The sequence below is a fragment of the Streptomyces sp. iso_384 genome (genome assembly GCF_056172905.1).
In genome coordinates this window covers 7468723-7485889 of the sequence record NZ_JBWBTT010000001.1, presented here as the reverse complement: position 1 = coordinate 7485889, position 17167 = coordinate 7468723, and the positions used below count along the sequence as shown (strand labels likewise).

Here is a 17167-nt window from a genome sequence, read left to right as displayed (position 1 = left end):
ATCAGAACGGGGGTTCGTCCGAGTAGCCCGGGGCGGGCGCCTCCGGGGCGGCAGCTGCGGCGGGCGGCGGGCTGCTGGCCCACCCGCCGCCGGTCTGCTGCTGCTCGGCGGGCTTGGCCCCCGCCCACGCGTCGCCCTGCGCCTGGCCGCCGTTGCCCGACGGGTTCTTCGTCACGGCGGCCGACGCGCGCAGCAGCGACGGGCCGACCTCTTCGACGTCGATCTCGTACACGGTGCGCTTCACCTGCTCCCGGTCCTCGTAGGAGCGCTGCTTCAGCCGGCCCTGGACGATGACCCGCATGCCGCGGGCCAGGGTGGCGGCGGCGTTCTCGGCCTGCTGCCGCCATACGGAGCAGGTGAGGAAGAGGCCTTCGCCGTCCTTCCACTCGTTGGTCTGCCGGTCGAAGATGCGGGGGGTGGAGGCGACGCGGAACTTCGCGACGGCGGCACCAGCCGGGGTGAAGCGGAGCTCGGGGTCGTCGACCAGATTTCCGACGATCGTGATGGTGGTCTCGCCTGCCATCAGGAGTTCTCCTTCTTGGTCTTGATCAAGCAGTGGGCGTGCGCGTGGACGTGGACGCGGGATGTGGACGTGGACAACGTGGACGGCGTCCACATGGGCCCGTCTCGCGTCGCGGGAGTGAAATAATTCATTGTTATGTCCCTTTATGTACTAGTTAGGGGCGTGGCGGATTGAGGGACGGGACGACGTGGACAACCGTCCACGCGTCCACATGTCCACATCGCTCACCCCGTCTGAACGCAGACCCGATCGCCCTCCACGAACACCCAGTCGCGGGTCTCCGCGACCTCGACGGACCGCCGCAGGAACGGCCTGTCGCTGCTCCTGAGCCGACGGTTCAGCTCGCCGAACGTGATCCCGCCAACGGCCGACGAGTGCTTCTTCACGAGGCGGGCGATGCGCTCCAGGCTGCGGTCCGTGTCGTTCTTCGCCTGGTGCGAGCGGAGTTCCTGCGCGACCTTGGCGTCCTCCTCGCGCCGCCGGGCAGCCTCGGCCTCGCGGGCAGCTCGCTGGATCAGCGCGGCACGGACGGTGCACGAGGACTTCCAGACGATCTCGGCGAGTTCCCAGTCCTGCTCGGTCGCTTCGACGCGGCCGCCGTCGAGCAGCGCCAGGAGGGCAGTGATCTTCACCTTCATCAGGTTGGCGTGGCCGTCGAGCTCGTCGATCTCCAGCTCGCCGCGGTTCCGTGCGACGTGCTCGGTCCAGAGCATCCGCCGGATGCGCTCGGGGAGCACGATGTTGAGGTCCTCCATCGGCTGGACGGAGGCGGGGTTGACCGGCAGCGGGCCGGGCGAGGCGGGCGGCTCGTCGGGGATCGACGGGTCGGCGGCCCAGGCCCAGAGGAATCGCTGCGGGGTGCCGGTGCTGGCGTCGGCGATGACCGGCATGGCGGTCGACGGCTGGAAGCCGACGACCATGCCGAGGCTGTAGGAGCCCGCCGCCACGTACCGGGTGCGTTCCTCGGAGGCGTTGGTCTGGCCGAGGGTCTCGCCGATCGCGGCACGGCGCAGCGTCTCGCCCAGCACGCTGCCGGCGCGTTCTGCGAGGCTCGCCAGGGTCTGGCCCTCGTCGACGTAGAAGTAGGCGTTGTGCCGTACCTGCTTGCGGACCTTCCGTGTGACGGGGTCGCCCTTGAGCGGGCCCTTGGCGTGGATCTCGCCCGTTTCCTCGTCGACCGTGCCCATGAACGCCTCGGCGATGCCCTCCCCGGATCCGATCGGGAGCCCGTCGCGGAACTCCGGATCGACCGGGGGGAGCAGCGCCCGGGCGACCTTCGTGCCGATCGACTTGCCGCCGCCTGACGCGGCCACGACCGCGACGAACATGTTCAGCGATGCGCGGCCGCCGATGCCCGACACGGCGGCGATGCGGTGCGACACCATCGCCGACATGCGTGCGAGCAGCGAGAAGAACAGCACATCGCCGCTGGACCCTTCGGCGTGGGCGGCCAGGCGGATGTGCTGGAACACGGGGCGCGCGTTCCAGAACTCCTCGGGCAGGAGACCGGGGTGTGCCTTCGGCTCCGGCTGGTCGCCACCCGGGCGGTCGTGCTCGGGCTCCGGCTCGGTCAGGTGGCCCGGCCCCCAGAGGTCGGCGGGCGGCGGCGGGCTGGGGTGTTCGGTGCGCGGCGGGCGGCACTGCTGCTTCACCCGTGCCAGGGCCGGTGAGGGCAGGGACCGGGCGGGCGCCGCGCACGGCTGGTCGTAGGCCGCGCGCAGCACGTCCCGCGCAGCCTCGCGCTCGTCGCCGTTGTAGTGCAGATGCGCCCACAGGGTGGGGACGGTCAGCTTCCGCCCGGACGGCTGCTGCCCGACCGGAAGCCCGGACCGCTCCGACCAGTTCACCGCGACGTGGTCGTCGCACATGAGGCTGTGCTCGCTCTCGGCCGCGCCCTCCGAGCTGGCCGGGCGCAGCCACTTCTCGCGGCCGCCGGACGTACCGCGGTACGTCCACCCGGCGGGCTCCAGGATGTCCCGGAAGGTGAGCATGGACGCGAGGATGTCGAAGACGCCGCTGCCGCCCGTGCTCGTCGCGCGGGCGCGCGGCGGCGGGACAGCGGGCCGCCCGTTCCGGGCGTCCTGGCGGGCGCGCTTCTCTACGACAGCCTTCTCTAGTGCCGCGCGGGCCGCGGGCTCCAGGGCGGCGACCTGCTCGTGCATCAGCTGCAACGGCACGGGCTGTCCGCTGCCGGGCACGCTGCCCGTCGGCCGGGCCTGCCCGCCCTTCCTGTTGACCGTGCCGGGCACGCGCATCAGCCGGTCGAGGTTGCCGACCTGGGTGTCCCAGGTGCAGCCGTGCCCGTAGGCGGCGGCGCCGAGGATGGTCTGCACCGAGGCGGTCATGGCCTCGACGCGGGCACGTTCGTCGGCGGTCTCCATGACGTACGGGGTTTCGAGCATCCAGACGGGGTTGAGGCCGCCGCCGGACAGCACCCAGCCAGTGGGCTCGGGGAGTCCGGACGACGCCACGATCTGGCGGACGTGGTCGGCGTCGTCGGGGTGGGGCATCTCGTCGGGTCCGGGCTTGTGGCCCAGGCCGCCGAAGTCTCCATCCGCCCAGATGAAGGTGACGGCGTGCGCGAGGTCCTTCCCGCCGCGCCCCTTCTCGGGGTGCTCTCGCAGGGTGGTGACCTGCGCGTAAATTCCCTTCGGGTCGCGGGTGTCGAGCTGGAGGACGTAGTCGACGGCGGCGGTGATGCCCGCCTCGTCGGTGGTGAAGCGGCGACCGGTCCAGTCGGCGTCGCTGCAGATGCTGAGCAGCCCGGGGACGTTCTGGTACTGGAAGGCCAGGGACCGGTGGACCAGATCCTTGTCGACGACGGCCGGGGCGGGGAGCGGTTCGGTCACTGCTGCACCGCCGGGAAGTAGTAGCTGCCGGTCGGGCGGCCGACGCACCGGGACCGCCGGGGGCAGGTGCGTGGCGCCGAAGCGGGGCCGGCGGGGTGGATGTGCTGGCAGTCGCAGAACGGGCAGGCCACGACGAGGTGCGCCCGGAGCTCGCCGGTGTGGGCGTCCCGGTAGGCGACGAGGCGGGCCGCGGCGGCGGCCATGCCGAGCCGGGCCGTCGGTGGCCGGGGCTCGGTGTCCTTCCCGAAGATAGGGAGGGTGGTGGTGCTGGTCACGAACGTGCTCTCTTCTACGAGCGGGGCCGGTGGTGTTCGTGAGGCGCGTGCCGCCCGGGCCGCAGATACGGCCCGGGCGGCGGTGCGCTCCTGGGGTCAGCCGCCGGGCGTCCGCATGGAGTTGAGCATCCGTGCGTGGTCCGCGGTCATGTTGCGGAGGTGCTGTTGTACGTCGCTGACGATGAACGCCCACCGGGTTCCGGCCGGGACGTGCACCTCGATGTGCTTCGCGGAGAGGTAGAAGTGGGAGGCGATGGCCTGCCCGAGGCCGAACCCGATGCGCAGGGCCTCCTCGCCAAGGCGGACGACCGCGGTGTGGCAGTCCGTGGAGTGGCGGGTCTGCTCGTACAGGTCCGCTGTGACGTCGCTGCTCCGGTCGTAGCGGCCGGTGAGGTCGACGGTGACGACGAGCCGCACCTCGGGGACCGGCACCACGACGGGCGGCGCCACCGGCGCGGGCTCCGTGGCCGGGGCCGGAACGGAGGCGAGGCGGACGGGCTGCTTGACCGGCCACTGGCCGACGGTGTGGTCGCTCATGCTGCCTTCTCCTTCGGCGTGGCCGGCTGGCTGAGTGCGGCGCGGATCGTCGCGCGCTGCTGGTTGGACAGGGGCGGGGCGGTGGCGACGATGCGCCGGACACGCGCCCAGTAAGCGGCGTCCCCGTGGGCGACACCGGCCGGGCGGCCGGGGACGGTGAGGTCCCCGGCCGTGCCGGTGGTCTGCTTCTCGGTCACGGGCGGGCCTCGCTGCCCATCTGGCCGCGCATGGTCCGCAGCGCGCTGGTGAGGGTGTCGAGCTGGCCGATGAGCTGGTCGACCCCGGCGGGGTCGAAGGCGAGCGCGTTGAGGTCGCCGACGTTGACGTACACCTGGGTTCCGCTGGTGAGGGCCTCGTCGTTGCCGAGAGCGGCGGTGATGGCGATGGCGTCCTCGGGGTATCCGCCGTCGGCCAGGGTGACCGTGGTCTCGTGCCCGGCGTGCTCGACGTAGCTGCCGCCGCCGTCGCGCTCGTCGTACCGGTGGGTGATGCACGCCGCGGTGTTGCACCACGGGAAGTGGCCCGGGGTGGGGTCAGCGCTGTTTACGGCCTCGCCAGGGGTACGCACCGCCTGGGGGTGTACCAGGTTGGTACACCCTTGGGCTGCGGTGACCGGGACACTGTGCCGGTCACCCTCATTGCTGGTGAGGGTGGCGAGGTGGTTGCGCTGGGCGCGGAGCCGGGGGAGGTACTGCTCCAGGTCGGCGACGAGCTGGTCGGCACCGGCGACGTCCAGGTCGTCGTCCGCCTCGGGCTGCCCGAACACCGCGATCCGGGCGGCGGGCTCGCCGGGCTGGGGGTCGTCGAGGTGGTAGATCTCCGAGCTGATGAGGGCTCCGCTCGCGCCGGCGGCGGTGACGGAGTACGTCTCGGTGCCGGGCTCCAGCGGGGCCTGGCCGGCGACGATGTTGGCGAGCGCGGCCACGGTGTCGAGGTGCCGGTGGAGCTCGGAGACCCGGGCCCGGGTCTGCTCGGCGGTGAGGTTGAGGTCGAGCCATCCGACGCTGATGTCGACGCCGTCGGGGCCGTCCTCGGCCATGACGTTTGCGGGGAGGACGCAGTCGCCGTATCCGTCGGGGGTGGGGGCCTCGGTGTAGGCGGAGACGTGCAGTGTGTGCTGGCCAGTCTCGGCGCACCAGGGGTAGACCGTGCACTGGGCGGCGGCCGGTTCCGGCTGGCCGAGGTTCGTCTGTGCGCTGTTGGTGGCCTTCGGTAGAGTAGTCATGAGTGTTCCGATCTGCTTAGCCGTGGTTTCGAACTGCTCGACAAACAGCGCTTGGGTAGCCGCCCGGGCGCTGTTGTCGTTTGCGGCGCTGCTCGCCGCTGTGCTGGTCACGGTGTCTTCTGGCCGTCTGCGAGTGAGGTCTGCGCACGGAGAGCAGAGATCAGCTCTCCGTATGCGATCGCGCCGCCGCCATGTGGGCGGCGCATCCCCTTCTCCCAGCGCCAGACCGTGGATTGATCCACGCCGCACGCTGCTGCGACCTCACCGATCGTGAGGTGGGCAGACCTGCGGACTCTCTCGGCATCTCCGTTGGCCACGTCGGCTCGCACGCGGGCCAGGATCAAGGCTTTGGTTCCGGTCACATCTGCATCATAGCCATACCCTTGCCATAGACAAGCCGTACTTCCTAGCCGGAAGCGCTCGGAGGTTCTCGGCGGCTCTCGGGAGTTCTCGGCGTTTTCGGTTGCCTGGTTGGGGCTCTGCTCGTCGGCGAGTCCCGCCAAAGTGCCTGTGTCCTATGGGTATGCGACAAAAATCCCCTGGCTCTAGCGCTGGCGTGGGTCGCCTCAAGGGGCTGTTTCGGGTGAACTGCCGAGGCTGCTGAGTGGCAAGGTTGCGGCAAGGGTTGCGGCGTCAGAACGTGTCGTGACGTGTCATGGCGTCTCGTGGCGTGACAGAGCGGCTTGCCGCTTCAGGGTTGAGCTTGCCAATGCCTTGCCAGTCGGGCAGGGTGGGCCTGTGAGTACACAGACAGAGTTGCCACCCCACTGGCATGCCTCGGTGTGGCCCGACGGGTGGAATTTCGACGAGGGTCGATACCCTGAGCCCGAAATGAAGCGGTATGGCTATGTCCTGTTGCCGGCGCGATTTCAGATGGTGCTGCACTGGCCCGAACTCCTGGATGGAGCCAGCGAATTCGGCGGGGCGCTGATCATCTCTTTTGAGGTCCTGAATGATGGCCTTGAAGTGCGCGAGGTATTCGGCGTGGACATGGACCTCGGCAAGTGGGTTGGGTACCTCGTGAAAGAGTTTCCCCCCGAAAGGTGGAAACCCTTTGCGGTAGCCGAGATGACGCGATTCCTGGCTGTAGAGGAGGAGCGTGAATCGTCTTCCGCCGGCTCGGCTGCCTACCAAGCGGCGGTCGCAGCTCGTACAGGGGTTGACCTGTACAAGAGGGCGCCTGCTGAGAGCGCAACGCCGGAGGCGAGGAAGCGCTATCGGATCACCGATGAGCACCTTCGCGAAGTGGTTAGGGTTTACACCGAATCGGCCGAGGAGGGGGAGCCGCCAACGAAGGCCGTTGCGGAATCTTTCGGGGTGGCGCACTCGACCGCGGCGAAATGGGTTGGTGCCGCCCGCCGGAAAGGGTTCCTCTCGCCCGCAGGTGGAACGGCTGATCAATCGGCGAAGTATCAGAGGCCAGTCGCAGGCGTGGGCAGGTCCTTTGCGCAGGAAGAGATGGATCGGCAGCCAATTCCGCGCGATGTGTGATTTACCGCTTCCACTTAGTCTCGATGGCGTCGTAGTCGAAGTAGCCGCCATCCGGCATACGGCCCGGGCGCGGCGGATGCAGAACCACGTCCAGCAGGGCCCGCAGCACCGTGCGCTGCCGCCCGAGGTCGCACGCCTCCCACGCCGCCCGCACATCAGGCACCCCGACCAGGCCGACAAGCGGGTCCTTCACCGCGGCCCGGGCCAACTGCGCCGTCACGCCCTCCAGCTGGGCGCGCGCGATGTCGGAGCCCTCGGTGAACTGGGCCATGGAGATCTGCCCGGACCCGAACATGCCCGCCAGGTCGGTCAGCCGCCGGCGGATCGTCTCGCTCTCCAGCTGGAGGGCGCCCGCGTTGATGCCGTTCGGGGCGGGTTCCAGCAGGTCGACCGCGTCCGGCTTCGACAGCCGCTCGACGATCAGATCCTGGATGTACGCGTCGAGGATCGCAGCGTTCCGCCCGCCGCCGTGGTTGTCCTGGCACCGGTAGCTGGGCTGCTTCGCCCCGCCGACCTTCGTGCACCTGGCGGTCGCCGTGCACCCGGGCCGGCCGCACCGGTAGATCAGCGACCCGAACCACTTCACCTCCGACCCGGTGGTCGACACCCGGGCCGGGTTCGTGAGGATCGCGACGACCGCCCGGAACTTCGGCTCGGACACCGCGGGCTCCCACAGGCCGCGCCCGATCTCCTCGCCCTGGTACACGGCGATGCCCGCGTTCCTCGGCCGCAGCAGCAGGTCCCGTGCCGCGCCGTGCGCGATGGGCTTGCCCACAGTGGACGTCAGCCCCTTGTTGGCGAGCCACCGCACCCAGCCCTTCACCGACCCGCCGGCCAGGATCATGTCCGTCCCGGTGTCGAGCGCTGCCGCTTCCTCAGGGACCAGCTTGTTCATGTCGAGGACGGGCACGTCGATCTCCTCGTCGGTGCCCTTCACCGGCTTCTTGCGGGTCTCCCCGGTGGGCACACCCCACCCGAACGGGCGAAGGCCGCCGCCGAACTTTCCGGCCTTGGCCTTCTGGAGGCGGGCGCGGGCGACACGCTCGGCCTTGTGCTCGGACTCGTGCCGGGCGACGGCCCCGTGGATGCGAGCGGTCATCCGCCCCGACGAGGTGGAGAGGTCGAGCTCGCCGGCCTGGCAGGTGTGGGTGTCGACGCCGCGCCGCTGGCTGAGGTCGATGTACTCCTCCAGCTCGGTGGGGGAGCGGTGGAGCCGGTCAGTGTGCCAGGCGATGACGACGGTGGCGGTGCCGAGTTCGAGGTCGGCGAGCATCCGCCGGTAGTCCTTGCGCGGCTTCCCGCTGTACGCGGAGAGGTCGTTGTCGACGTAGACCTCGACGACTTCCCAGCCGCGCGCGGCGGCGAGCGCTTCGCAGTCCTCGCGCTGCCGGTCGACGCCGAGGTGCGCCCCGGTGCGGTCCTGGCTGATGCGGACGTAGATGACGGCGCGGGACGGGCCGGTGTGCCGGGCGCGAGTGGTCTTCATCTCCCGAGTGTCCATCAGTAGAGGTGTCTCTGTCACGGTTTCGGGAAGACGACGCTCCTCGCCAGCCTGCTGGGCGCGGTCGGCGCGAACGAACGGATCGTGCTCGCCGAGGACTCCGCCGAACTGCGGCCGGACCACCCGCATGTGGTCCGCCTGGAGTCCCGCCCGGCCAATCAGGAGGGCGCGGGCCGGGTGACGTTGCGAGATCTGGTGCGGCAGGCGCTGCGCATGCGGCCCGACCGGCTGGTGGTCGGAGAGGTGCGAGGCGCCGAAGTCACTCAGCTGACTGGTTTGAAAACACCAATACTGACACTCAGCGATCTTCCCTGGTCAGCGCCCCTTCAGCATGACTGAACCCCGGTGCCGTCGCACCGGGGTTCAGCAGCCGCTCCCCGCCCTGCCGGGGGAGGAAGAGGGGGAGGGCTGATCAGGGGGTGACTCCATCACAAGGGGTGCCCGGTAGCCCCGTCGAGAGGCTGCCTCCGTCTTCACTCGAACGAGTGAGCGAATATGGATGGCTTCACCGTACAGGCAGCGTGCTTGATCGCTCGATTTAAGGTCAACCCTAAAGACAAATGATCATGGTGCCCGGTGTGGTGAGCGGGTGTACCACGAGCCGCTGTCCCCCGAGCGCGTCCGCGCCCGGCGCCTGCAGATCGCGGACAAGATCCGCGCAGCCCGCGTCTACACGGGCTACACCCAGGAGGAGGCCAGTATCCGGGCAGGCATTTCGCTCGACAGCTACAACCGCATCGAGCAGGGGCACGCGTCCCCCAGGCTCGACACACTGATCAAGATTGCGGACGCGATCGGCGTGGAGCTCGAGGAGTTCGTACGCAGGTAGGCCCCCGGCCACTGCTCGGCCGGGGGCCTGCCTGCACCTACGACCTGCTGGGCTGGACGACCAGGTGCGGGTCGCGCAGCCAGACCTGATGGCCCCGGGGCGTCACGGTCAGACCGAACTGGGCGACGTTGGGGCGGCCGGCCTCGTCGTACTCCCGCCAGGCCTGCTCGATCTCCTCCCACAGGAAGCCGGGCCCGTACTGCAGCACCTCCTCGCCCGTGGCGGCCATGACTCCCGCCCCGTCCACGCTGCTCACCCAGACCCGGGCACCGTCGGCGGTCTCGTGGCCGGATACTCGGACGCCGGGCAGCCTCGCCCCGGCGTACAGAGCGAACCCGAGGTCGAGAACGCGCGCGGGGTCCAGGCCTGCGGCCCGGGCCCGGCCACTGCCCGTGATCTCGTGGTGGACGGGGCGGTGCGAACGCATCGGCATGTACATCGCCGACCCGCAGAACGGGCCGACCGCGGTCCCGTCGCCCTGGACGTGGAGCTGGACCAGGGCACCGGACCAGAAGTCCCGGGCGAGCGGGGCCACGATGACCCCGCCGGGCCGGACCTGCCCGACCAGCGCGTACGGGATGTATCGCAGCGCGCACGTGGCGATCACCCGGTCGACCGGGCCCATGCCGGGGATCGGTTCCGCGCCGTCGCCGACGTGGAGGTGCGGCCGGTATCCGGCTCCGGCGATGGCGTCGGCGGCCTGCTGTGCCAGCACGGGGTCCACCTCAACGCTGTGGACCTGCTCGTCGCCGAGCCGTTCGCTGAGCAGCGCGGCGACGTACCCGGTGCCGGTGCCGATCTCGAGGACCCGGTGACCGTCCTCGACTCCGAGGAGCCCGAGCATCCGGGCCACCATCGAGGGCATCGAGTTCGATGACGTCGCGATGCCGGGCCCGTCCACGGCTCCGTCGTCGAGCTGAGTGACGACCGGCTCGTCGCTGTTCACCAGGGCGAGCCAGTCGCCCGTCCCTACCACCGGCTCGCACCGGTCGGGGAGCTGCCGCCAGATTTCCGGCGGGACGAACTGGCTACGGGGTACGGCCTCCCACACCTGCCGCCAGCGGGTATCGAGCAGCCCGCGGTCGGCGAGGTCCTGGACCAGCGCCGGGTACGTGCCGGTCTCCTGCGCCGTGCTCACGACTGCGGGGTGTGCGACTGAGGGCGGCTGCCGTCCGGCGAGGGAGCGGGCTGCGGGTCCGGCGTCCAGGGCTTGTCCGACGGGGCGCCGCCGTGCTTGCCGTCGCTGGCCTGCTGGGGGGTCGGGGTGTTGGTCATCGGTCTGCCCTTCGTCCAGGACCGCCGGAGCTGGCGGCCGTGTGATCCGCAGGGGCGCCGCTGCGCCGGGCCTCACGCCACGCCAGGCCGAGCTTGGAGGCGGTGGTGCACGGTGCCCCTGCTCGGCATCCGGCGCAGGTCCTGGTGTGGGCCAGCCACGTCCTGTACGCCACGTCGCCCGGTGCGGCCTGTAAGGTCTCGGCGCTCATGCTCGCCCCCTGCGGGATGGGATGCGGCACCGGTCGGTCCTGGCGGGGGGACCGGTGCCGCCGTTGTGGGCATCACGCTAGGTGTCTGCGTGATCACAACCCAGGGGCGAACCACACCACTCTAGGCGGCCGGACCCCACCGAGGTAGGGCGCTACGTCCTACCTCACAGGGCCGGGTCGACGCCGAGCCGCGACGCGAGGCCGCGCAGTGTGCTGTTCCGCCGGCGCTCGGCCTCGAGCATCTCCCGCACCGTCGCCGCAGCTCCGGCCTGCACCCGGATCCATTCGGGCTGGTCGGCCTCCACCTCCAGGAGGAGCTCCAGCGCGCCCGCGTTGTCGCCGGTCTGATACATGGCCTGTGCCACGTCGACCCGGTAGGACGCTGAGTGCACCGGTCGGCTGATCGCCCCCAGGTCGACCTCGCGGGCGGCAGACAGCGCCTCGGCGGGGCGGCCCTCCGTCCCGGCAAGCGACACGTTCACCTTCTGAGTACGGACGTCAACCACGCTGAACGCGCTCCCGTAGGCCCTCGTGGGGCCGGACTGCACCGCGGCCCCCTCGGCCAGCGTAAGCAGGTGCAGCGCGTCATCGTGCTGATCAGCCCGGGCGGCTGGCGTCGCGGCGGCGATCAGCAGATTCCCGTAGACGGCGAGCTCGTCCGGCGTCGCCCCGCGACGGCGGGGCTCGAGCGCGTCGGCCTTCCGTTCGGCAAGCGACCGCGCGTGCTCCCATCGGCCCTGCCGCAGGAGCACCCACGAGAGGGTGGACACCCCCATGCCCTCCAGTAGCGGATCCGACGCCCGGGCGGCGGCCGCCAACTGGCGTTCAACGGCGGTGTACGCCCAGTCGGGGTGACCGGACTGGGTAGAGAGGGACGCGGCCAGCTGGTAGGCAAGGGCAAGGTCTCGCCATACACCCTCGGTATCGTGCTGCCGCGCGGTCGCTCGGCCGTCACGGAGCAGACCGGGGAGCGTGGATGCCAGGCTGGAGTAGCCGCCAGTCCAGTACGTCTCCGTAGCCGCCTGGACCTGCTCTGCCCATTCGGCCGGGCTGGGCGGGTCCTCGAGGTCGTCGTCACTCAGGACGCCGGGCAGCGAGCCGGGGTCCTGGATGGCGTCGCGCAAGGCCAGGAGGCCGCCGTCTTCAGTGAGTTGCTGGGTCACGGTGGGCTGTCCTACGAGGCGCTCGAGCTGGACATCCAGCGCTCGGGCCAAGGCGCGCAGCGTGCCGATGCGCGCGCTCTCTCGTACGCCTTGCTCCAGCTTCCTGATGGTGTCGACGGACACCCCGGATCGCTGGGCTAGCTGGTCCTGGGTGATGTCGCGGAATTCCCTGAGCGCCCGAATGCGGTCGCCAATGCTGATGTTCATGTTGGACCCCCGCCAGAAGGTTGGATCCACGGTACTCCGAAACGCAGAAATGCCCCCACCGCCGAGGCGGTGGGGGCACGGTCATGGGTACTGGCGGCGGGTTGGATCGAGCGCGAGAGCGAGCGGGCTCGGCGTGCTGGCCGGTTCTTCCGGTTCGGTCGGGGCGGTCCGCCGGCACATCAGCCCGTCCGGATCACCCGGCGGTGGCTGGAGGCTGTACCCGTCGGGGCAGGCCGGCCCGGGCGGGCCTGCAGGCCCACGTTCACCGGTCGCTCCGACGTCGCCCTTCTCGCCCCTCTCTCCTTGGGGGCCTTGCGCGCCGTCGGTTCCGTCGGCGCCGTTCGTTCCATCGCGGCCAGGAGCGCCGGTGACGGCAGGACCGGGTGACCCGTCCGCCCCAGGCTCGCCGTCCTGGCCGTCCTCGCCCGGCGTGCCGTCCTTCCCGGCCCGCCCGGCCGGTCCCGGCGGGCCGGGGATCGGCACCGGGACCTCTACCCGGTCGGGCAGATCGTCGACCGCGGCCGCCGGGTCGGGCGCGGCAGGGGTGCCGCCCTCGGCCTGGATCTGCGCCCGTAGCGTGCGCACATCTCCGGCCAGCGTCGACACGGCATCACCTCGCCGGTCCGCCTCCGCGGCGACGTTCGCGGTGCGTTGCGCCTCGGAGTCGATGCGCAGCCACACCAGGATCACAGCCCCGGACAGCACCAGCAGAACAGCGGCCAGGGCCAGGGACCGCCACTGGCGGGCCAGGACGTTCGGTCTGCTGTGCGTCACGACGGGGTTCCTCCCAGCTCGGCTATGCGCGCGTGCAGTCGGGCGTTCTCAGTGGTCAGCTCGGTGATCTGTCTGAGCAACTCGGCTTTCCCAGCGCGCTCGCCCTCGAGTTCCGCGTACGCCGCTGCGAGGCGCGTCTCGTTCTCGGTGAGCTGCGACCGGACCTTGTCCCGCTCTTCCTGCAGGTTGTCGACGAGCGAGCTGAACCCGCCGATCATGTTCTCCCCGCGCTTGCCGATCCATGCGCCCGTGGCCGTTGCGAGCCCGACGACGATGACACCGATTGCGCCGAGCGTCGCAGCGTCCACGTGCATGCCTCCTGGTGCGAGGGTTGGTCAGACGACCGAGGTGTGCGACGCCGGGTCCTTGGCGGCCGGCAGCGTGGAGGCGGTGCCCTTGCGGCCGAGCCGCCCAGCCACCCACGACTTCGCGGACGCGGCGAGCAGCGCGATCGGCGCAGCCCACCACACAGGTATGTCCGCGAGCTCGGTGGCGGCCAGGCCGAGGGCGGCCTGAGCTCCGGTCCACGCGGACCGCTCGGCCAGGTCCAGCAGAAGTCTCTGCATGATCAATCTCCTAGGGGTTGGTGAAGCTGGGTTGGCGAGGTCAGACGTTGGGGACCTTGAGCCGATCCCACGAGGCCTTGCCGGGGATACCGTCGGCGGCCGCGCCGCTGTACCCGCACTTGCGCTGCCACGCGGCGTACGACTGCCGGTCGGCCTCGGACCACCGTGGGCCCGGGCCGACGGTGTACCGGGCGCAGCCCTCGGCGACGAGGCGCTTGCCCATCGCCGTGACGATCGCGCTGTTGCGGCCGACCTTGAAGAACGCCGCCCCGGGAAACGGCTCGTACCGCGGCTTCGTCGGCTTCGGCTTGGGCTTCGCAGCCGGCGGAGTCGGCTTGCTGCCGAGGCGCTTCCCGATCCGGCCCCGCATCGAGTCCATCGTGAAGCCGCGCGGGTCGACCTTGCCGGGCTGCCACTCCAGGTGGCCGAACACCGACTTCTCGGACCAGCCGTGCGCCCGGCAGACGGCGGCGGCCGCGCGCTCGATCGCGAGCAGCTGCGCGGCGGGCCACGGGTCCTTGCCGTCGCCGAGGTTCACGGCCTCGAACCCGTAGAAGTGCCGGTTGCCGTCGGTGTTGGCCTCGTTGTCCGGCGGGAGATCCCGCTCGGCGATGACGGCCCGGAGGACGTCGTCGTCGCCGGACCCGGCGTGGTTGGCCCGCCCGTTCCCGACGAGGTAGACGGTGCCGTCCTTGGCGATGACGCCGTGGCAGAGCGGTCCGGGCAGGGCGGAGTGGCCGTTGTAGCAGAGGTCCACCGAGGAGGCGGTGCCCGAGGTGACGGTGTGGTGGATCATCACGCCGTGCGTCGGACCCCACGGCCCCTTGTGGTTCCGGTTGTTCGTGCGCCAGCTCCGGTGTTCGACGACGTGGAGGCCTTCGTCTCTGAGCGCTTTCAGTAGCCGGTCGGCGGACAGTGGTGTGGCCATGTGGCAGGCCCTCCAGACATGACGATGCCCCGGCCTGGTGGCGCGGGGCGGGGTGGGTGAGCGGGTGGGTTACGCGGGTTCGAACAGGACCCAGGCAACCGTTGATGTGTCGGTTCCGGACGAGGAGTCGATGGTGAAGCCGACGCCCGGGTCGACGGTGGTGGAGAGGTGGCCGAGGGTGCCGCCCGCCGCCTGGCGGAACACGGCGATCCTGGTCGTAGCGGTGATCGAGGTGTTGGCCACGGTGACGGTGCCGCCGACCAGCGTGCTCACGCCCATGCGGGCGTTGGCGCCCTCGGCGATAGCGATGCCGCCGCCCGCGCTGCCGATGTTGAGGGCCTGGGGGCTGGCGTCCCAGATGTTCCACACACCGCCGGACTGGCCGGACGCGGCGGCAAGGTAGCCGCCGACATCGAGGTTCCCAGCGACGTCGGTCGGGCCGGCGAACGCGTCGACGGGCGCCGCTGTGGTGCCGGTCCGCTCGGCGATGTTGAGCCCGCGGCGCAGGACGCCGTTCCCGCCGCCGTCCGACCAACCGGCGGTGTCAGCGTGCAGGAACCCGCTCGCGACGGACACGTACGCCGAATCCTCGACGCGCACGCCGTACTGCGGCGAGTTAGCCTGTGTGCCGTCGTCGTCGGTGCCGGGGTAGCAGGTGACCATGCCGACGAGCACGGGCACGCCTGCGGTGTCGACCTTGAGCCCGGCGTACCCGCCGCCGCCCGCGCCGAGGTTGCGGCCGTCGCGGCGAGTCAGCAGGTTCTCGATCTGCAGTGGCGGGTTCCCGGTCGCGTCGATCAGCACGCCGCTATGCCCGTTGCGGTCCGTCGAGCAGCCCGACAGCAGCATCCCGCCCGAGCCGGTGCCGGTCGCCCAATCGCCGGTGAGGTGATAGCCGTTGTTGTCGTTCCACTCGGCTCGACAGCCGATGGCCTGCGAGTTCGCCGCGTTGTTGATCTCGAACCCGTTCGCGCCGTTGCCGATTGCCTGGCAGTCGATCAGGGTGAGGTCGGTCATTACCTGCATGGCGTATCCGTGCCACCCGCAGTTGTCGACCATGACGCGATGGCACCGCCAGCTGTACGGGTGGTACCCGGCGTTTGCCTGGGTGTTGATGCCCGCACCGGTGACCCGGCGAATCGTCAGGTCTCTCAGCGCGACGTTCTGGATGTTGCCCGCAGCCCCGATCCCGTCGATGCCCGGGTCCACAAGATCCGTCCCGTCGATCATCAGGTTGATGATGCGGTGCTCGGCGCTGATGGTGTTGTAGCCGCCGACGATCTCGTCCAGGAGCTGGATCACCGCAGCACCCGCGAACGTCGCCAAGGGCTTGATGTAGCAGGGCGGGTCGGTCAGGTTGACCACGGTCATCAGGTTCGTGTGAGTGCCCATGAGGGTGACCGCGGGCGGGATCGTCAGCGGGGCACTGGTGCGGTACGCGCCGGCGGGCAGATAGACGATGCCGCCCATGGGGCAGGCGGACAAGGCGGCCTGGATCGCCGCGGTGTCGTCGGCCACGTTGTCGCCGAGCGCCCCGTACTCCTTGACGTTCAGCCAGTCCTGGACGGATCCGGGCGGGCTCTCGCTGCTGCCGGTGAGGCTGTGTGCGTCCATCCACGCCCGTGTCTCACCCCCGGCGTCGGCCCACATGCCGGTGACGCCGTCGGGGCCGTAGAGGCGGGGCAGGGCCCCGTGGGCGTCGCTGGTGACCGAGGTGATCGCGGCCGACGTCGCGTCGAGGAGGTCGGTGTACTGGACGCCTTCCGTCATCTCGTCCCAGAACGTGATCACGGTCTCAGCGCCGACGGTCCACTGCCCGTCCATCGGGGCCACCACGAAATCCGCGACGCCTGCACCGAACTCATGTCGTGCCATCAGGGGGCTCCTAGTTCAGCAGGTAGGTCATGGTCAGAGAGACCGTGTGGTTGACGGTGACGTTGCCGGAGAGCATCCGCACCCAGACGCTGCCGTCGGTGCGAACCTCGACCCGGCCGGTCACTCCGTTGGAGAACACACAGGCGAAGTACTGGTTCCGGCTGGTGTTTCGCAGCGAGGCCGGGACGGTGGCGAGCTTGGACCCGTCCTCGTCGGTCTGGTTGAAGGTGGTGCCTACCCGGCGCTTGCTGATCCGGAGGGACACCACACCCCCGCTGCGCTGGCCGACCGCCTCACCCTGGTCCGCCCAGGTGGAGTACCCGGCGCCCAGGGCGGCCTCCGCCGGGGCGTTCTCATAGACGGTCTTCAGTGACGCCCCGTCGTACACGAGCAGCCGCCCCGTGTTCGTCTCCCAGCGCAGTTCGCCGAGGACGGGGTTCGGGTCGGTGAGTGAGGCGCTGGTGCAGGGGCGGACCCGCGTGCCCACGTACCGCTCGCCGCGGGTCACGGTCACCGACGATGCGCCGGCCTGAACGTGGATGTTCGCGAGGAGGATCTCGTAGACCCCGGTGTCGCCGGTCTGCTGGGTCAGCGTCGGCACCCCGCTCCCGGGGGTGCCCTGCTTGATGACGGCGCGGACCGTCCAGTCGGATCGGTCCAGGCGGAGGATGGCCCGGTCGGTGCGGGTGGACCCGGACGGGTTGGCCGCCACCGCCAGCGTCACGGTCGATGTGCCCGAGGTCCAGGCGTGGCCGCGCACGGACGCGTCCACGTTCGGGCGGATGTCCACGTTGAGCCCGATGCCGGCCGACACGACCGCGGTGTCGGTCGGGTCGCCGTAGACCCCGTTGTCGGAGTACCGGGCGGCCATTGCCTCGTACTCGGCGTCGGTGACGGCTCTGCCGTTGTGGGCTGGGCTGGGCCAGGAGTCCTGTGCCAC

19 protein-coding genes and 1 pseudogene are annotated in these 17167 nt (G+C 70.5%); 3 read left to right on the top strand and 17 right to left on the bottom strand.

What is annotated here, in order from left to right:
* Position 1 precedes the first annotated feature (1 nt).
* The 7 genes from AC0VY3_RS33765 to AC0VY3_RS33735 all read right to left on the bottom strand — a co-directional run bounded on the left by AC0VY3_RS33765 (position 2) and on the right by AC0VY3_RS33735 (position 5771).
* Entirely contained in the window at positions 2–523 is a 522-nt protein-coding gene (locus tag AC0VY3_RS33765) for a single-stranded DNA-binding protein (RefSeq protein WP_475551373.1), read from the bottom strand.
* A gap of 224 nt (positions 524–747) precedes the next feature.
* Positions 748–3372 (bottom strand): hypothetical protein, encoded by a 2625-nt coding sequence (locus AC0VY3_RS33760; RefSeq protein ID WP_475551372.1) that lies wholly within the window; start codon positions 3370–3372, stop codon positions 748–750.
* Entirely contained in the window at positions 3369–3647 is a 279-nt protein-coding gene (locus AC0VY3_RS33755) for a hypothetical protein (protein WP_475551371.1), read from the bottom strand. Before AC0VY3_RS33755 ends, AC0VY3_RS33760 begins: the two co-directional genes overlap by 4 nt.
* 96 nt (positions 3648–3743) lie before the next feature.
* A complete protein-coding gene (locus AC0VY3_RS33750; protein WP_475551370.1) occupies positions 3744–4184 on the bottom strand; it encodes a hypothetical protein in 441 nt (146 codons plus the stop codon).
* Positions 4181–4381, bottom strand: coding sequence for a hypothetical protein (locus AC0VY3_RS33745; RefSeq protein WP_475551369.1), 201 nt, complete (start codon positions 4379–4381; stop codon positions 4181–4183). Before AC0VY3_RS33745 ends, AC0VY3_RS33750 begins: the two co-directional genes overlap by 4 nt.
* Complete coding sequence (locus tag AC0VY3_RS33740) at positions 4378–5409, bottom strand: DUF6907 domain-containing protein (RefSeq protein ID WP_475551368.1); 1032 nt, start codon at positions 5407–5409, stop codon at positions 4378–4380. Before AC0VY3_RS33740 ends, AC0VY3_RS33745 begins: the two co-directional genes overlap by 4 nt.
* A gap of 107 nt (positions 5410–5516) precedes the next feature.
* Entirely contained in the window at positions 5517–5771 is a 255-nt protein-coding gene (locus AC0VY3_RS33735; RefSeq protein ID WP_475551367.1) for a helix-turn-helix domain-containing protein, read from the bottom strand.
* Between the two features lie 469 nt (positions 5772–6240).
* Here AC0VY3_RS33735 and AC0VY3_RS33730 point away from each other — a divergent pair, with 469 nt between their 5' ends.
* Entirely contained in the window at positions 6241–6900 is a 660-nt protein-coding gene (locus tag AC0VY3_RS33730) for a hypothetical protein (RefSeq protein WP_475551366.1), read from the top strand.
* Position 6901: 1 nt separating this feature from the next.
* Here AC0VY3_RS33730 and AC0VY3_RS33725 read toward each other — a convergent pair whose 3' ends face one another.
* A complete protein-coding gene (locus tag AC0VY3_RS33725) occupies positions 6902–8386 on the bottom strand; it encodes a recombinase family protein (RefSeq protein WP_475551365.1) in 1485 nt (494 codons plus the stop codon).
* A 36-nt stretch (positions 8387–8422) separates the two neighbouring features.
* On the opposite strand from AC0VY3_RS33725, the pseudogene AC0VY3_RS33720 reads away from it, so the two are divergent.
* Together AC0VY3_RS33720 and AC0VY3_RS33715 are read left to right on the top strand one after the other, a co-directional pair.
* Positions 8423–8671: pseudogene (locus tag AC0VY3_RS33720) on the top strand (ATPase, T2SS/T4P/T4SS family); the annotation flags it as partial.
* A gap of 319 nt (positions 8672–8990) precedes the next feature.
* Positions 8991–9230: a helix-turn-helix domain-containing protein gene (locus tag AC0VY3_RS33715; protein WP_475551364.1), complete on the top strand. Its 240-nt coding sequence runs from the start codon at positions 8991–8993 to the stop codon at positions 9228–9230.
* A 37-nt stretch (positions 9231–9267) separates the two neighbouring features.
* Here AC0VY3_RS33715 and AC0VY3_RS33710 read toward each other — a convergent pair whose 3' ends face one another.
* From AC0VY3_RS33710 to AC0VY3_RS33670, 9 genes are all read right to left on the bottom strand, one after another.
* Positions 9268–10368, bottom strand: coding sequence for a methyltransferase domain-containing protein (locus tag AC0VY3_RS33710; RefSeq protein ID WP_475551363.1), 1101 nt, complete (start codon positions 10366–10368; stop codon positions 9268–9270).
* Positions 10365–10505 (bottom strand): hypothetical protein, encoded by a 141-nt coding sequence (locus AC0VY3_RS33705; RefSeq protein WP_475551362.1) that lies wholly within the window; start codon positions 10503–10505, stop codon positions 10365–10367. Before AC0VY3_RS33705 ends, AC0VY3_RS33710 begins: the two co-directional genes overlap by 4 nt.
* Positions 10506–10878: 373 nt before the next feature.
* Complete coding sequence (locus AC0VY3_RS33700; RefSeq protein ID WP_475551361.1) at positions 10879–12084, bottom strand: helix-turn-helix domain-containing protein; 1206 nt, start codon at positions 12082–12084, stop codon at positions 10879–10881.
* Between the two features lie 81 nt (positions 12085–12165).
* The gene (locus AC0VY3_RS33695) at positions 12166–12858 is read right to left on the bottom strand and encodes a collagen-like domain-containing protein (RefSeq protein WP_475551360.1); all 693 of its coding nucleotides are present in this window, start codon (positions 12856–12858) and stop codon (positions 12166–12168) included.
* Positions 12855–13172, bottom strand: coding sequence for a hypothetical protein (locus tag AC0VY3_RS33690; protein WP_450254547.1), 318 nt, complete (start codon positions 13170–13172; stop codon positions 12855–12857). The genes AC0VY3_RS33695 and AC0VY3_RS33690 overlap by 4 nt, the downstream gene beginning before the upstream one ends.
* 21 nt (positions 13173–13193) lie before the next feature.
* A complete protein-coding gene (locus tag AC0VY3_RS33685) occupies positions 13194–13424 on the bottom strand; it encodes a hypothetical protein (RefSeq protein ID WP_475551359.1) in 231 nt (76 codons plus the stop codon).
* Positions 13425–13464: 40 nt separating this feature from the next.
* Positions 13465–14352 (bottom strand): peptidoglycan-binding protein, encoded by an 888-nt coding sequence (locus AC0VY3_RS33680; RefSeq protein WP_475551358.1) that lies wholly within the window; start codon positions 14350–14352, stop codon positions 13465–13467.
* A gap of 69 nt (positions 14353–14421) precedes the next feature.
* The gene (locus AC0VY3_RS33675; RefSeq protein ID WP_475551357.1) at positions 14422–16227 is read right to left on the bottom strand and encodes a right-handed parallel beta-helix repeat-containing protein; all 1806 of its coding nucleotides are present in this window, start codon (positions 16225–16227) and stop codon (positions 14422–14424) included.
* Positions 16228–16237: 10 nt separating this feature from the next.
* Positions 16238–17167, bottom strand: a complete 930-nt coding sequence (locus AC0VY3_RS33670) for a hypothetical protein (RefSeq protein ID WP_475551356.1) — start codon at positions 17165–17167, stop codon at positions 16238–16240.

What these genes read in the sequence shown, in the direction of transcription:
- AC0VY3_RS33730 (WP_475551366.1), top strand. Translation starts at nt 6,241, where the DNA reads ATGAAGCGGTATGGCTATGTCCTGTTGCCGGCGCGATTTCAGATGGTG.
- AC0VY3_RS33765 (WP_475551373.1), bottom strand. Translation starts at nt 523, where the DNA reads ATGGCAGGCGAGACCACCATCACGATCGTCGGAAATCTGGTCGACGAC.
- AC0VY3_RS33690 (WP_450254547.1), bottom strand. Translation starts at nt 13,172, where the DNA reads ATGCACGTGGACGCTGCGACGCTCGGCGCAATCGGTGTCATCGTCGTC.
- AC0VY3_RS33680 (WP_475551358.1), bottom strand. Translation starts at nt 14,352, where the DNA reads ATGGCCACACCACTGTCCGCCGACCGGCTACTGAAAGCGCTCAGAGAC.
- AC0VY3_RS33725 (WP_475551365.1), bottom strand. Translation starts at nt 8,386, where the DNA reads ATGAAGACCACTCGCGCCCGGCACACCGGCCCGTCCCGCGCCGTCATC.
- AC0VY3_RS33700 (WP_475551361.1), bottom strand. Translation starts at nt 12,084, where the DNA reads ATGAACATCAGCATTGGCGACCGCATTCGGGCGCTCAGGGAATTCCGC.
- AC0VY3_RS33685 (WP_475551359.1), bottom strand. Translation starts at nt 13,424, where the DNA reads ATGCAGAGACTTCTGCTGGACCTGGCCGAGCGGTCCGCGTGGACCGGA.
- AC0VY3_RS33675 (WP_475551357.1), bottom strand. Translation starts at nt 16,227, where the DNA reads ATGGCACGACATGAGTTCGGTGCAGGCGTCGCGGATTTCGTGGTGGCC.
- AC0VY3_RS33750 (WP_475551370.1), bottom strand. Translation starts at nt 4,184, where the DNA reads ATGAGCGACCACACCGTCGGCCAGTGGCCGGTCAAGCAGCCCGTCCGC.
- AC0VY3_RS33740 (WP_475551368.1), bottom strand. Translation starts at nt 5,409, where the DNA reads ATGACTACTCTACCGAAGGCCACCAACAGCGCACAGACGAACCTCGGC.
- AC0VY3_RS33705 (WP_475551362.1), bottom strand. Translation starts at nt 10,505, where the DNA reads ATGACCAACACCCCGACCCCCCAGCAGGCCAGCGACGGCAAGCACGGC.